The sequence below is a fragment of the Amycolatopsis sp. NPDC045836 genome, from assembly GCF_056431745.1.
In genome coordinates, this window is record NZ_JBWKKF010000002.1 from 217,226 (window position 1) to 231,353 (window position 14,128).

General features: G+C 72.5%; 13 protein-coding genes and 1 pseudogene. 8 read left to right on the forward strand and 6 right to left on the reverse strand.

Features of this window, described 5'->3' with window-relative positions:
* Nucleotides 1-12: 12 nt before the first annotated feature.
* Nucleotides 13-1,044, reverse strand: coding sequence for a helix-turn-helix transcriptional regulator (locus AC07EG_RS03795; RefSeq protein ID WP_478251756.1), 1,032 nt, complete (start codon nucleotides 1,042-1,044; stop codon nucleotides 13-15).
* A gap of 18 nt (nucleotides 1,045-1,062) precedes the next feature.
* On the opposite strand from AC07EG_RS03795, the pseudogene AC07EG_RS03800 reads away from it, so the two are divergent.
* Together AC07EG_RS03800 and AC07EG_RS03805 are read left to right on the forward strand one after the other, a co-directional pair.
* Nucleotides 1,063-1,140: pseudogene (locus tag AC07EG_RS03800) on the forward strand (hypothetical protein); the annotation flags it as partial.
* A gap of 802 nt (nucleotides 1,141-1,942) precedes the next feature.
* Nucleotides 1,943-2,239: an FAD-dependent oxidoreductase gene (locus tag AC07EG_RS03805; RefSeq protein ID WP_478251463.1), complete on the forward strand. Its 297-nt coding sequence runs from the start codon at nucleotides 1,943-1,945 to the stop codon at nucleotides 2,237-2,239.
* 4 nt (nucleotides 2,240-2,243) lie between these two features.
* Here AC07EG_RS03805 and AC07EG_RS03810 read toward each other — a convergent pair whose 3' ends face one another.
* Complete coding sequence (locus tag AC07EG_RS03810) at nucleotides 2,244-5,006, reverse strand: sacsin N-terminal ATP-binding-like domain-containing protein (RefSeq protein ID WP_478251464.1); 2,763 nt, start codon at nucleotides 5,004-5,006, stop codon at nucleotides 2,244-2,246.
* Entirely contained in the window at nucleotides 4,990-5,781 is a 792-nt protein-coding gene (locus AC07EG_RS03815) for a DUF3027 domain-containing protein (protein WP_478251465.1), read from the reverse strand. The genes AC07EG_RS03810 and AC07EG_RS03815 overlap by 17 nt, the downstream gene beginning before the upstream one ends.
* A 41-nt stretch (nucleotides 5,782-5,822) precedes the next feature.
* Here AC07EG_RS03815 and AC07EG_RS03820 point away from each other — a divergent pair, with 41 nt between their 5' ends.
* Genes AC07EG_RS03820 through AC07EG_RS03830 form a run of 3 tightly spaced genes read left to right on the forward strand, consistent with a single transcriptional unit; the run spans nucleotide 5,823 to nucleotide 9,276 of the window.
* Nucleotides 5,823-6,584: a glutaminyl-peptide cyclotransferase gene (locus AC07EG_RS03820; RefSeq protein ID WP_478251466.1), complete on the forward strand. Its 762-nt coding sequence runs from the start codon at nucleotides 5,823-5,825 to the stop codon at nucleotides 6,582-6,584.
* Nucleotides 6,585-6,626: 42 nt separating this feature from the next.
* Nucleotides 6,627-8,765 carry an MFS transporter gene (locus tag AC07EG_RS03825; RefSeq protein ID WP_478251757.1) on the forward strand — a complete coding sequence of 713 codons (2,139 nt, stop codon included), beginning with the start codon at nucleotides 6,627-6,629 and terminating at the stop codon, nucleotides 8,763-8,765.
* 10 nt (nucleotides 8,766-8,775) lie between these two features.
* Complete coding sequence (locus tag AC07EG_RS03830; RefSeq protein ID WP_478251467.1) at nucleotides 8,776-9,276, forward strand: DUF2771 family protein; 501 nt, start codon at nucleotides 8,776-8,778, stop codon at nucleotides 9,274-9,276.
* Here the strand turns inward: AC07EG_RS03830 and AC07EG_RS03835 are convergent.
* Entirely contained in the window at nucleotides 9,273-9,659 is a 387-nt protein-coding gene (locus AC07EG_RS03835) for a cold-shock protein (RefSeq protein WP_153036764.1), read from the reverse strand. The two genes, AC07EG_RS03830 and AC07EG_RS03835, sit on opposite strands and share 4 nt — an antisense overlap.
* Before the next feature lie 165 nt (nucleotides 9,660-9,824).
* Between AC07EG_RS03835 and AC07EG_RS03840 the strand changes: the two genes are divergently transcribed.
* Complete coding sequence (locus AC07EG_RS03840; protein ID WP_478251468.1) at nucleotides 9,825-10,046, forward strand: hypothetical protein; 222 nt, start codon at nucleotides 9,825-9,827, stop codon at nucleotides 10,044-10,046.
* On the opposite strand, the gene AC07EG_RS03845 is transcribed toward AC07EG_RS03840, so the two are convergent.
* The gene (locus AC07EG_RS03845) at nucleotides 10,043-10,645 is read right to left on the reverse strand and encodes an HAD family hydrolase (protein WP_478251469.1); all 603 of its coding nucleotides are present in this window, start codon (nucleotides 10,643-10,645) and stop codon (nucleotides 10,043-10,045) included. The genes AC07EG_RS03840 and AC07EG_RS03845 overlap by 4 nt on opposite strands.
* Before the next feature lie 82 nt (nucleotides 10,646-10,727).
* Here AC07EG_RS03845 and AC07EG_RS03850 point away from each other — a divergent pair, with 82 nt between their 5' ends.
* Both AC07EG_RS03850 and AC07EG_RS03855 read left to right on the forward strand, forming a co-directional pair.
* Nucleotides 10,728-11,333: a TetR/AcrR family transcriptional regulator gene (locus AC07EG_RS03850; RefSeq protein WP_478251470.1), complete on the forward strand. Its 606-nt coding sequence runs from the start codon at nucleotides 10,728-10,730 to the stop codon at nucleotides 11,331-11,333.
* A gap of 12 nt (nucleotides 11,334-11,345) precedes the next feature.
* Complete coding sequence (locus AC07EG_RS03855; RefSeq protein WP_478251471.1) at nucleotides 11,346-12,305, forward strand: R2-like ligand-binding oxidase; 960 nt, start codon at nucleotides 11,346-11,348, stop codon at nucleotides 12,303-12,305.
* A 169-nt stretch (nucleotides 12,306-12,474) separates the two neighbouring features.
* Here AC07EG_RS03855 and AC07EG_RS03860 read toward each other — a convergent pair whose 3' ends face one another.
* Nucleotides 12,475-14,118: an AMP-binding protein gene (locus tag AC07EG_RS03860; RefSeq protein WP_478251472.1), complete on the reverse strand. Its 1,644-nt coding sequence runs from the start codon at nucleotides 14,116-14,118 to the stop codon at nucleotides 12,475-12,477.
* Between the last annotated feature and the right edge of the window lie 10 nt (nucleotides 14,119-14,128).

Genomic DNA, 14,128 nt, shown 5'->3' on the forward strand with positions numbered 1-14,128 from the left:
TGAGTGAGGCGGTCAACCGCCCGGACCGGTCAACCGCTGCGCGAGGCGTGCGCAAGCCTCGACGAGTTCGGGTGGTTCCAGGTCGCTGAGGGCGGCGTCGAAGGTGGCGAGGATGCCCGCGACCCCCGCCCAGGACCAGGCACCGAGCGTGAGCCTGCTGTGCTCGGCGTCGAGGTGTTCGACGACCGAGCCGCCCGGTGCCCAGCGGGCCACGACCCCGGCGGGCAGGCCGAGCCGGGCGCTCCCGGTGCACGGCCAGGGTGCCGGGGTGTCGCCGCGGTCGTGGCTGCTCATCACGAACTGCGCCAGATCCCCGCCGGGGAGTTCCCGGAGTGGGAAGCGCTGGGTGGTCGGGCGCGGGTGCAGCCGGTCGACGCGGTGCACCCGCCATTCCCCGTCGTCGGGGTGGTGGGCGGCCAGGTACCACCGGCCCGCCCACACGACCAGGTGGTGGGGCTCGAGCCGGCGGGCGGGCCGGAAGTCCTCGTCGCCGGGGTGGGGGCGGGTGCCGTCGGGGCGCAGCGTCTCGGCGAGGAGGACCCGCCGGTGCCGGGCCGCGGTGCCGACGGCGGTGAGCGCGGCCGGGTCGATGGGCGGCGCGGGGAATTCCCAGTAGTTGCGCAACCGCGTCAGGCGCAGGGCTTCCATCGCGGCACGCAGTTCGGCGGGCATGACCTGGTGCAGGGTGGACAGCGCACGGGCGGCGTCGTGGTCGAGGCCGAACGTGGTGCTGGGCGCGGTCTGCAACGCCACGGCGACCGCGAGGGCCTGGTCGTGGTCGAACAGCAGCGGGGGCAGGGTGTGCCCCGCACCGAGGCGGTAACCACCGTCGGGCCCGTGCACGGTGGTGATCCGGTAACCGAGGTCGCGCAGGGTCTCGACGTCGCGGCGGGCGGTGCGCGCGCTGACGCCGAGCCGGTCGGCGAGTTCGCGCAGCGGCCACTGCCGTCGCGACTCCAGCAGGGACAACAACCGCAGTGCCCGGTGTGAGGTGCTCGCCACTCCCCCATCATCGACGAGTGGTGGCCGTTCGATGGCCACCACCGGTGCCAGGGTCGGCCCATGCGAGAAGAGAACGGACGGGTCGTGGTGGTCGGCGGCGGGATCGGCGGGCTCGCGCTGGGCGCGGGGCTGCGTCACCGGGGGTACGAGGTCGCGGTGTACGACCGCGACACCGAGGTGACCGCCACCGGCGGGTACCACATCACGCTGGACGAACGGGCTCAGGCGGCGCTGCGCACCCTGGTGCCACCGGAGACCGTGCGCCGCCTGCTGGCGTCGGGGTCGGCGCTGCGGCTGCGCCGGCGTGACGCGTTCTGGGACCACCGCGGCCTGCTGCTCGGGCACGGGCCGGACCTGCGCGGCAGCGCCAGCATCGACGTCGACCGCATCACCCTGCGCACGCTGCTGGCCGAAGCCGTCGGCGACGACCTGCACCTGGGACGGACCGTGACCGGCGCCGGTCACCACGACGGCGCGGCCCGGGTGGAGTTCGCCGACGGCACGTCCACCACGGCCGAGCTCGTGGTCGGCGCGGACGGCACCCATTCGGTGATCGCCCCGCGGCTGGCGGGCGGCCCGACCAACCACCCGGCGGGCCTGATCGGGTTCTCCGGCCGCACCCGCCGGTCCGAGCTCAGCCCCGGGGAGCGGGAGCGGCTGGGGCCGCGTTCGAGCTTCACCATCGGCCCGCGGTCCAGTGCGCTCTACGTGGGATTCCTCGACCCCGTCGGCAACGCCGCGCTGGACGCCCCCGAACTGCGGCTGTCGGTGACCACCGGGCCCACCTACATCTGGGGTGCCATGCTGGCCGAGTCAGCGGAAACCCGGGCGCTGCGGGAGCTGCGCGGGGAACGGTTGCTCGGCGCGCTGCTCGACCGCTTCCGCGAGCGGGACTGGGCCGAGCACGCTGGAGGTCGTCGGCCGGGCCGCACCGGAGACCGTGGCCGCGTTCCGCTTCCACGCCGCCTCGACCAGCGCCGCCGACCTCGCGCCGTGGCCCGCCGGTCCCCTCACCGCACTCGGCGACGCCGTGCACGCCACCCCGCCGACCGCGGGGCAGGGAGCCGGGGTGGCCATCCGCGACGCCGCCGACCTGCTCGACCGGCTCGGCGCCGTCGCCGGCGGGACGAGCACGCTCACCGAGGCGGTGGCCCGGTTCGAGGCGGGTATGCGGCAACGCGGCAGCGAAGCGCTGACGCTGGGCATGCGAACCGTCGGCCGGATCCTGGCCGCCTGACCGCTCAGGCGTGCAGGCTCTCCGCCGTCGGTTCGTCCAGGAAGGCGGTGATGGTGTGCCGGTCGTCCCAGCGGTTCATCGCCCAGGCGAGGGCTCGCGCCAAGCCCTCCGAGGTGTCGGCGGCGTGCAGGGCGCCGTCGGACCACCAGGGCACCGCGACCGGCTCACCGTCGAAGTCGACGGTCAGTTCCTCGTGCATGTGCACCCCACCGTCGGGCAGCTCCAGCCCGAGCAGATCGGCGACCACCACCACGGCGGCCAGCTCGCGCCACGGGATCAGCTCGCCCTCGCTGTCCACGCGCACGGAGGCGACCCGATCCCCGGCGAGCGGCAGGTCGAGCAGGTCGGCCAGCCGGGCCGCCCGGTCCGGGCCCGGGAGCGCGGCGACCACCCGCGACGCGGGCAGCACGCCCAGCGGCCACGGCACGTCCAGCACCACGGCGTCTTCGGCGTCGCACACCGAACCGTCCAGGGCCCGCACGCGCGAAGGCACGTAATCGTCGGTGAACTCGGCGTCCGCGAGCACGGTGTGCGCCCGCGCCGCCAGGCCCGGCGAAACTTCGCGCGCGTCGTCCGCGAGCCGGTCCATCAGTTCGGCGGCGTCGTCGGCGTCGGTGATCGACAGCGTGGTGCGCACCCCGGCGGCGATCAGCACCTCGTCGGGCAGGCCCACGTCCGGCACCGGGTCGTACAGCCCGGCCAGCGTGCCCGCGTCCGGCATGCGCCACTCGGCTGGCGCGCGCCCGGCGAGTTCGGCGTGCACGGCGAGCCAGCGCGCGGTCCGGCTCCGCGGGTCCGACAGCACGCGCCAGGTGTTCGGCCGGGCGGCGAGCAGGCGCAGCGCGTCGGGCCAGCGGTCGTCGGCGACCAGGTCGAGGTCGCGGACCTCCGGTTCGTCCTCATCGTCCTGCAGGACGAAGGTGTCCAGCACACCCGCACCGGCGAGCACGTCGGCGGGCCAGTCCTCGGCGAAGTCGGCGTCGAGCACGTCGAGCGCGCCGTCCTCGCCGATCGCTTCGGGGTCGAAGATCTTCAGCAACGGCGAACTCGGCAGCACCAGTTCGTCGGCGCGGCGCCAGCCGTGCTCGGCGGGCAGCACCAGCGAACCCAGCCAGTCGACCGGCGCCTCGTAGGCCAGCCGCAGCACGGCCCCGGCCAGCGGCACCACGTCCGTGCCCTCGGCACCCCGCTCGACGGCTTCCCGCAGCGCGGGCGACTCCAGCAGGTCACGCGCCTCGGCCTGCTTGGCGCCCAGCCGTTCCAGCAGCGGGTGCGCGGCGTCGGGGTGCACCAGCCGCAGGCCGCCGATCCCGGCTTCGGCGAGCAGTTCCAGCAGGTCGTCGGCGGCGCCGAAGAGCAGCGAGCCACGCGGGCCGGGCAGCGTGCGGCCGTCGACCAGCGGCACCGGCAGGCCACCGAGTTCGCCTGCGGCCACCGAATGCGCCTCCAGCAGCGGCAGCAGCTGGTCGTACACCGAACGCCACCACGACGGCTCCCGCGAGATGCCGGTGATCTGCTCGATGACCTGCGCGATGCTGATCGGCTCCACGCCGACCGGCGCGAGCGCGCGCTGCACCCGCGGCCCGGACAGGGTGATCAGCCCCGGCACGGCTTCGGCCAGCAGCTCCACCAGCTTCGGCGATTCGGCGGAGAGCACCCTGGCCCGGCCGCCGGTCAGGTCGTCGCCGTCGGCCGCCGGGAGCCAGGCGTCCTCGCGCAGCCGCGCGGTGATCAGCTCCCGCAGCGTGGTGTCCACTTCGGACAGCGGGAAGGTGGCGGCGGGCACCAGCGCGGGCCGGTACTCCGCGTGCAGCTTCCGCACCAGCCCCGGGTACGCGGCGGCCGCGGCCTCCAGCGCGGGCCGCACGCCGGGACCGGGCAGCACCCGGCGCCGCGACGGTTCGATCGGGATCGCCGCGATCAGCCGCGCGGGCAGCGACAGCCGCTCGTCGGTGGGCGTCGGCGCGTGCAGCACGCTCGACTCCAGCGGGATCGGCTCGCCCGAGGCGAGCACCTGCACCGCCCAGACGCAGTCGATGTCCAGCGAACCGTGGGTCAGCCAGCGCCGGGTCTTGCCGTCGGGCGCGGTGATCACCAGCGCCCCGGCCACCTCGGACCGCAGCCACACCCGGCCGTCGAGCTCCACCCGGTTCAGCCACGGCATGGCCAGCAGCAGGTCCTCGGCGGCGGAGTCCAGTTCCGCCAGCAGCGCCGGGCCGTCCACATCGGACCGAAGCGGTAGCCGCACCTCGGTGTCGAACCCCGGCGGCAGCGGCGGTTCGGTGGCTTCGGTCGGCCACGGCAGCCGCAGCACCGGCACCTCACCGTCCCGCCCGGCCTCGGCCCGCGTCCTGGCCGCGGAGAACCGCACCCCGCCGGTGGCCGACACCACCCGCGGTTCGTCGGTCACGGTCAGCACGGCGGCGAAACCGACGCCGAACCGCCCGATCAGCCCCTCGCCCTTCGCCGACGCCCGCAGCGAGGCCAGCGAAGCCACACCGGGCGCGTCCAGCGGCGCACCGGTGTTGGCCACCCGCAGTTCGCCATCCACAATGGACACCCGCAGCGTGCCGGGCCGCCCGCCCAGCTTGGCCGCGTCGGCGGCGTTCTGCGCCAGCTCGACGAACAACCGGTCGCGGTAACCGCCGACGCGCAGGTCGCGCTCGGTGTTGGTGTCCTCGGTGAACCTCGTCGGCGAATCTCGCCAGGCGGTCAGTACGGGGGTGCGAATGCTCTCGGTGCCGAAGGGGTCACTCGGACTTGTCACTCGGAGGATTCTCTTCTTCCGCCGGAGCCGTGTCCAGCACGGAATCGTCGTAGACCAGCTCGGCCACCGGCACCGACGAGGTCACCTCCACCCGGACCTCCGAGTGCGCCCCGCAGCCGTACTCCACGTCGACCACGTGGCCGTCGGCCGGGGAGATGTCGTTGGCGCAGGCACCGAACCCGGCTCGCAGCGAACCGGCCAGCGGCAGGAAGAAACCGCAGGTGCCGCAGGAGGCGGGCGCGCTGCGCGCCATGTCCGAGCGGGGGCCGAACTCACCGCCGTGCCAGCGGGTGGCGGCGTCCTCGCGGCCGTAGCGCGAGAGCACGTGCACGCGGCCGAGGCCGACCTCGGTGGCCACCTCCTCCACCGCCGGGTCGTCGGAAGCCAGGTAACCCGGTGCCAGCCGGGGATCGTTCTCGTCGGCCGGGAAGAGGTCCCCGACGCCGAGGTCGCCGGCGCGGACGCGGCGCTCCCACGGGATCCACGACGGCGCGGTCAGCGCCTCCGGACCCGGGCGCAGCACGACCTCGCTCACCGTCACCGGCTCGCCCGCACCCGCGGTGGCCACCGTGACCGACCAGCGCCAGCCGCGGTAACCGGGCACCTCGGCCTCGAACAGGTGGGTGACGGACACGGCGTCCTCACGTTCGACGCCGGCGTGCGCCCCCACCTGCTCGGCCCCACCATCCCGCTCGGCGGCCGCGCGAGCCAGCTCGACGGCTCCGACCAGGGACTCCCGCACGGATCCGTCGTCGAAGGTCAGCAAGAGCGTCATGGTGTCCATGATGCCGCACGCCTTCGTGGGAAGCTGGGCAGGTGCGTACTCCCACCGCATTGGCGCTCGCCCTCGTCGTCGGGCTGACCGGTTGTGCCGCGAACAGCACCGGGGAGCCGGCCGTCGAGCAGCTCCGGGTGCAGGTGCTCGAGACGCTGGCGCACGATCCCGGCGCCTTCACCCAGGGCCTCGAACTCGACGGCGGCACGCTGTACGAGGGCACCGGCCTGGTCGGCAAGTCCGCGTTGCGCGTCGGGCCGCTCGGGCAGGCGCCGACCACCGAGATCCCGCTGCCGTCGCCGCTGTTCGGCGAGGGCGTCACCGTCACCGCGGACTCCGTCTGGCAGCTCACCTGGCAGAACGGCATCGCCATCGAATACGACAAGGCGACGCTGACCGAACGGCGGCGCGTGCCGTACGAGGGTGAGGGCTGGGGCATCTGCCAGCAGGACTCCGGGCGGCTGGTGACCAGCGACGGCAGCGACGAGCTGACCTTCCGCGATCCGGCGACCTTCGCGGAAACGGGTTCCGTGCGCGTCCAGCGGGATAAGCTCAACGAACTGGAGTGCGCGGGCGACTCGGTGTACGCGAACGTGTGGCACACCGACGAGATCCTCCGGATCGGCCGGGACGGGGCGATCACCGGGCACGTCGACGCCTCCGGGCTGCTCAGCGAGCAGGAGGAGGGGTCCGCCGACGTGCTCAACGGCATCGCCGCCGTGCCGGGCACGGACGAGTTCCTGCTCACCGGCAAGCTGTGGCCGAAGATGTTCCGGGTGAAGTTCGTCCCCACCACGCCTTGACCCGGCGAACAGCTCAGGTGGTCAGGCAAGATTGCAGGTGTGATGCGTTTCGGTTCGTCGTCGCGGTCGGGAAAGGGTCGCGCCGGGAAGAAGGGCAAGCGCAAGTGGACCCCGGAACCCGGTAGCACCCGGCACGACCCGCCACCGCCGCCGCCCCGCCGGGAGCGGCCGGCGACACGCGTCATGCCCGCCGCCGAGCCGGAGCACCCCGCCCGGCACGAGCCCCCGCCACGCCGGGTGCCACCCGCCGAGCAGAGCTACCCGGCGAACCGCGTACCCCCGGCCGAGCAGAGCTACCCCGCGCACCGCGTACCCCCGGCCGAGCGCGGCTACCCAGCCGACCGGAGGCCCGCGGAGCGCGGACATCCGGGTGACCGGGTGCCGCCTGCCGAGCAGAGCTACCCCCAGCACCGGGTGCCGCCCGCCGACCACCCGTCGCGCCGGGGGCCGACGGCCGGCGACGCGCCCACCGGCGCGATCCCGATCGGGTCCCACCAGCCCAACCAGTCCTACGCGCCCAACCCGGACCACTTCCTCACCCAGCCGGTCCGCCGCGAGCGCGAGCGCGAACGCCAGGCACCACCACCACCGACACCACCGCGGCCCGGCACCCGGCCGAACCTCCCGCCGGTCAACCGCCCGCGCGGCCACTCCGGCGAGCACGAGCGCTACGACACCGGCGGCTACGCGAACGAGCAGCAGCGCCGGTCCTTCGAGGAGTCCGAGCACACCGAGGCCGCACACGGCTTCGAAGCCCCCGCCGAAACCCCGAAGGGCCGCAGCCTGCCCCGGCTGCCGAAGAAGCTGACCGTCACCCGCGTCGCCGCGTTGCGCAGCCGCCAGCTGACCGGGCAGGCGGTGGACGCCTTCCAGCGCGCGGCCAAGGCCGACGGCGCCGACAAGTCCGGGCTGACCTCGCTGACCTACGCCACCATGCTCAACTACGCCAGCGACGCGGCGATGGCCATCGCGCTGGCGAACACCCTGTTCTTCGCCGCCAGCAGCGGGGAGAGCAAGGGCAAGGTGGCGCTGTACCTGCTCATCACCATCGCGCCGTTCGCGCTGGTCGCCCCGGTGATCGGGCCGGCGCTGGACCGCATCCAGCGCGGGCGCAGGCTGGCCATGTGCGCCACCTCGGCCGGTCAGGCGCTGATGTGCGTGTTCATGGCGCTGCACTTCGACGACTGGGGCCTCTACCCGGCGGCGCTGGGCAAGATGGTGCTCTCGAAGTCGTTCATGGTGCTGAAGTCGTCGGTGACACCACGGGTGCTGCCGCCGGAGATCACGCTGTCCAAGACCAACGCCCGGCTGACCGTGTTCGGCCTGGTGGCCGGTGGTGTCTTCGGTGCGGTCGCGGCCGGGATCAACGGCATCTTCGACTCCTCGGGCGCGTTGTGGTTCACCGCGGTGATCTGCGTGGTGGGCGCGGTGCAGGCGATGCGCATCCCGTCCTGGGTCGAGGTCACCGAGGGTGAGGTGCCTGCCTCGCTGGCGGTGCACCCGCAGAAGAAGAAACGCCAGCCGATGGGCCGCCAGATCGTGGTCTCGCTGTGGGCCAACGGCTCGATCCGGCTGGTCACCGGCTTCCTGTTCCTGTTCGCCGCGTTCGCGGTGAAGGCGCAGACCGAGGGCAGCGGGCAGAGCCCGTTCATGCAGCTGCTGCTGCTCGGCGTGATCGGCGGGGCCGCCGGGGTCGGCGGGTTCATCGGCAACGCGCTGGGCTCGCGGATGACCTTCGGCAAACCGGACCAGGTGGTGCTCGGCTGCGCCGCCGCGACGCTGGCCTCGACCGTGCTCGCCGCGATCCTGGCCGGGCTGGCCACCGCGGCGATCGTCGGCCTGGTCGGCGCCACGGCCAGCGCGCTGGCGAAGATCAGCCTCGACGCGGTGATCCAGGCCGACCTGCCCGAGGAGTCGCGGGCGTCGGCGTTCGGGCGCTCGGAAACCGTGCTCCAGCTGGCCTGGTGCTTCGGCGGCGCGGTCGGCCTGCTGCTGCCGCCGAGCTACTGGATCGGCTTCCTGGTGATCTCCGTGCTGCTGGCCGTCGGCGTGGTGCAGACGATGCTCGTGCACCGCGGCAGCTCGCTCATCCCCGGCCTCGGCGGCGACCGTCCACTCCGGCCGGACGCCACCAGCACCCCGCCGCGGGGGGTCCGCAGCGGGGACGCGGCGGGCTCGTAGAGTCCCGGGTATGCGTCGTCTCGGTGTCCTGGCCGTTCTCGCCGGTGGTGCGTTCGCGCTGTCCGGCTGCTCCCCGGTGTCCCCGCCCGAGGTCACCTTCTTCGCCGACGGGAACACCGTGCGGACCGGCCCGTTCATCCACTGCGACGAGCGGGTCTCCGCCTGCGAGCAGAACGACGGCGCCGAGGCGCGGCTGAAGGTGCGCCCCGGCAAGCCGGTGCAGATCTCGCTGCCGCGGGAGATCGTGGACACCCCGTGGCTGGTCAACGTCCAGTACCAGGACGCGTCGGGCGCGCTGCAGCCGGTGAAGCAGGAGTTCTTCTCCCCCGGCAAGCAGCACGCCTACACCGCCGCGGCGGGCCCCGCCGACCAGCTGGTGGTGGTGGAGATCCAGCAGATCAGCGCGGCCACCGCGATCGACGACACCGGAGCCGCCATCGAGGACGAGCAGGGCAATCCCCAGCTCGTCATCCGCGGCATCTGGACGCTGCAGATCGAGCCCGCGGTCTAGGGGTCCAGGTCCCGCGCCACCGCACGCATGATCTCGGCGATCTGCTTGGTGTGCTTGCGGTCCGGGTACCGGTTGCGCCGCAGGTCGGGCTGCACCTTGAGCTCGAGCAGCTTGATCATGTCCTCGATCAGGCCGTGCAGCTCCTCCGCGGGACGGCGCCGGGCCTCGGCCACCGAGGGCGGCGGGTCGAGCAGCCGGACGGACAGCGCCTGCGGGCCCCGGCGGCCGTCGGCCACCCCGAACTCCAGTCGCTGGCCGGCCTTGAGCGCCGCTACGCCCTGCGGTAGCGCGGCTTTCCGGATGTAGACGTCCGCGCCGCCATCCTGGGTGACGAAACCGAAACCCTTCTCCGCGTCGTACCACTTGACCTTGCCGGTCGGCACTGCCCTCACCCGATCCTTCACTCACGTGTACCCGTCGCACAGCCATGCACGACGAACGCGCGCCAGGGGCGTACCCAGACGCGCGTGCCTACAAGCGTATCCCCCACCGCTCGGTGAAGCGAAGCACATACCGGACACGCTCGGTCGCGCTCTAATCTGGAGCGCATGGAGACCGTGCCCAGGAACAAGCCGTTGCTGATGCGTGCCGGGATCGGCCTGTTCGCCGTCGGCATGCTCGCGGTGCTCGCCGTGTTCGTGCTGTTCGCGGCCGGCCTGCAGGACCTGCCGGTCTGGCTGAGCGTCGTCGCCGGGGTGCTCACCCCGCTGGGGCTGGGGCTCGGGCTGTGGGCGCTGATCCGCGAGCACCGCAAGGCGGCCAAGGGCTAGCGCGCCGCGAACCAGGCCGGGAACTCGGCCAGGCTGTCGAACACCACTTCCGCACCCGCGTCGAGCAGCTCGGCCCGGCTGCACGGCCCGGTGGCCACGCCGACCGGCACGGCTCCGGCGGCCAGCGCGCCGTTGACGTCCCCGAGGTGGTCGCCGACGTAGATCCCGGCGCCGTGCTCGATGAGCGCGGCGGCCTTCCCGGTCGACCACAGCTCGCCGACCAGCACGTCGACGGGGAAGCCGAGCGCCTTGATGTGGCGGGCCGCGTTCGGCCCGAACTTGCCGGTGACCACCACCGTGCGCCCGCCCGCGCGGTGCACGGCTTCGAGCGCGGCGTGCGCGCCGGGCAGCGCCACGGTGCTCGGCACGACGAGCTCCGGGTAGATCTCGCGGAAGCGGTCGACCAGGCCGGGGATGCGTTCCTCGGGGGCTTCGAACCCGCGCAGCACGGCGTCCAGCGGCGGGCCGAGGTTGGCGGCGAACTGCTCGCCGTCCAGCGGCAGGCCGGATTCTTCGGCCAGCGCGTCGAGCGCCGCGACCATGCCGGGCCGCGGGTCGATCAAGGTCATGTCGAGGTCGAACCCCACGGTGATCCCCACGCCTGCACGGTAGCGGAATTGACAACCGATGAGACGACGTCAAGCGTCTTGACATATCGGCTCGCTGTGTCAAGCTGGCGGTGTGTCCGAGGTCACGTCCTACACCCAGCGCGCCAAGGCTTCCCTGCGGGAGGAACTGCTCGTGGCGGCGACCGAGCTGCTGGGCGAGAAGGGCTACACCGCGTTGCGCATGGTCGACGTGGCCACGCGCGTCGGGGTGAGCAGGCAGACGCTGTACAACGAGTTCGGCAGCAAGGCCGCGCTCGCCGAGGCGGTCGCCCTGCGCACCACCGCGGAGTTCCTCGACGGCATCCAGCAGCGGTTCGAGGCCGCCCCGGACCTGCTCGCCGGGGTGCACGCGGCGACGGTGTTCACCATCGAGCACGCGCGGGAGAACCCGCTGGTCGCCGCCGCGCTCGGCACCGGGCCGGCGGAGGACCTGCTGCCGCTGCTGACCACCCGCGCCGAACCCGTGCTGCGCGCCGCCGCCGACGCCGCGGTCGAGCAGTACCGGCTGCGCGCCCCCGGCCTCGGCGAGGACCACGCCGAACTGCTCGCCGAGACCGTGGTCCGGCTCAACCTGAGCCACCTCGTGCTGCCGACGCACTCCCCCGCCGAGGCGGCGGACCAGGTGTGCGCGGTGATCGCCCCGGCGATCGCGAAGTACTCCTCGTCCACAACGGAGTGAGAGGTTGGGATCATGACCACCACCGAGATGCGCAGCGGTTTCAGCTCCCTGCGCCGGGGCGGGCTCAACTGGGACTCGTTCCCGCTGCGCCTGTTCGTCAAGGGCAACGCCAGGTTCTGGAACCCGGCGGAGATCGACTTCAGCCAGGACGGTGCCGACTGGCAGACGCTGACCGACGACGAGCGCCGCTCGGCGACCTACCTGTGCGCCCAGTTCATCGCCGGTGAGGAGGCGGTGACCGAGGACATCCAGCCGTTCATGAAGGCGATGGCCGCCACCGGCCGCTTCGGCGACGAGATGTACCTGAGCCAGTTCTGCTTCGAGGAGGCCAAGCACACCGAGGTGTTCCGCCGGTGGATGGACGCGGTCGGGCTGACCGAGGACCTGCACCCGTACGTGGCCGAGAACCCGCACTACCGGAAGTTGTTCTACGAGGAGCTGCCGCAGTCGCTCGGGGTGCTCGCCGAGGACCCCAGCCCGGTGAACCAGGTGCGCGCGAGCGTCACCTACAACCACGTGGTCGAGGGCAGCCTGGCGCTGACCGGGTACTACGCGTGGCAGAAGGTGTGCACCACGCGCAACATCCTGCCCGGCATGCAGGAACTCGTCCGCCGCATCGGCGACGACGAACGCCGCCACATGGCCTGGGGCACCTTCACCTGCCGACGGCACGTCGCGGCGGACGATTCGCTCTGGGAGGTGGTGCAGCAGCGGATGGGTGAGCTGCTGCCGCACGCGCTGGGCATGATCCAGTGGGTGAACGAACAGTTCGAGGAACCGCGCCCGTTCGACAACGATCCGCAGGAATTCATTTCCTATGCCGCCGACCGGGCACAACGCCGACTGGGCGCGATCGAATCGGCGCGGGGCACGCCGGTCGAGCAGATCGACCTCGATTACACGCCGGAGGTACTGGAAGAGACCTTCGGCGAGGAGGACGCGAAGGCTTTCGCAGAGGTGATGGCCACGTAATGCCCCGCCGGGCGAGGTGGGCAGCCAACGGGGAAGCCGGGGAACCAAAGCCGGCCACCAGCCACACTCCCCCTTCCCCACCGCAGTCACAATTGGCGACCGGGATGGGGTGGGGCTGGGTGGTTGGTGGGCTGCGTCGGGCTCCCGGCTTCCTGTTGGCTTCGAAGGCTCAGGCGTGCCGTGACGAAGCAGCCGCCTCCAGGCCCAGCAGGGTGACCGCCTGTTCCCGCATTTCGACCTTCCTCACCTTTCCGGTCACCGTCATCGGGAAATCGTCGACCACGTGGACGTATCGCGGGATCTTGTAGTGCGCCAGCTTGCCGGTGCAGAATTCCCGCAGCGACTCGGCGGTCAGCGTGGCGGCGCCCTCCCGCAGGCGCACCCAGGCCATCAGTTCCTCGCCGTACCGTTCGTCCGGGACGCCGATGACCTGTGCGTCGAGGATGTCCGGGTGCGTGTACAGGAACTCTTCGATCTCCCGCGGGTAAACGTTCTCCCCGCCCCGGATCACCATGTCCTTGATCCGCCCGGTGATGTTGACGTAACCGTCGTCGTCCATCACGGCGAGGTCGCCGGTGTGCATCCACCGCGCGGCGTCGATCACCTCGGCGGTCTTGTCCGGCTGGTCCCAGTAGCCGAGCATCACCGAGTACCCGCGCGTGCACAGCTCGCCCGGCTCCCCGCGCGGCACCGTCAGCCCGGTCTCCGGGTCGACCACCTTCACCTCCAGGTGCGGCCCCACCCGGCCGACGGTGGACACCCGGCGCTCCACCGAATCGTCCGCCCGCGTCTGCGTGGACACCGGCGACGTCTCGGTCATGCCGTAGCAGATCGACACCTCCGCCATGCCCATCCGCTCGATCACCTGTTTCATCACCTCGACCGGGCACGGCGAACCGGCCATGATGCCGGTGCGCAGGCTGCTCAGGTCGTAGGACTCGAAGTCCGGTTCGGACAGTTCCGCGATGAACATCGTCGGCACCCCGTACAGCGAGGTGCACGCCTCGGCCTGCACCGCCTCCAGCGCGGCCTTCGGCTCGAAGGACGGCGACGGGATCACCATGCACGCACCGTGCGTCGTCGCCGCGAGGTTGCCCATGACCATGCCGAAGCAGTGGTAGAACGGCACCGGGATGCAGATGCGGTCGGCCTCGGTGTACCCGCACAGCTCGCCGACGAAGAAGCCGTTGTTCAGGATGTTGTGGTGGCTGAGCGTCGCGCCCTTGGGGAAACCGGTGGTGCCCGAGGTGTACTGGATGTTGATCGGGTCGTCCGCGCTCAGCGCCGCGCCGAGCCGCTCCAGCCTGCCCCGGTCCACTTCGTTGCCCAGCAAGGAATCCCAGGCGCCGGTACCGAGCAGCACCACGTGCTCCAGCCCGGCGCACCGCGGCCGGACCTGCTCGATCATGCTCGCGTAGTCCGACGTCTTGAACGACTCGGCGGCCACCAGCAACCGCACCCCGGCCTGGTTCAGCACGAACTCCAGCTCGTGGGAGCGGTAGGCCGGGTTGATGTTGACCAGGATCGCGCCGAGCTTCGCGGTGGCGTACTGCAGCAGCGTCCACTCGGCCCGGTTCGGCGACCAGATGCCGACCCGGTCGCCCTTGGCGATGCCCAGCGCGTCCAGGCCGGTGGCCAGCGCGTCGACGTCGGCGGCCAGTTCGGCGTAGGTCCACCGCCTGCCGGTCAGCCGCTCGACCAGCGCGTCGCGCTCGCCGAAGGCGGCCACCGTGCGGGCCAGGTTGTCGCCGATGGTGTCACCGAGCAGGGGGACGGCGGAGGTTCCGGAGGAGTAACTCGGGACGGCGGGCATGGTGCCTCCT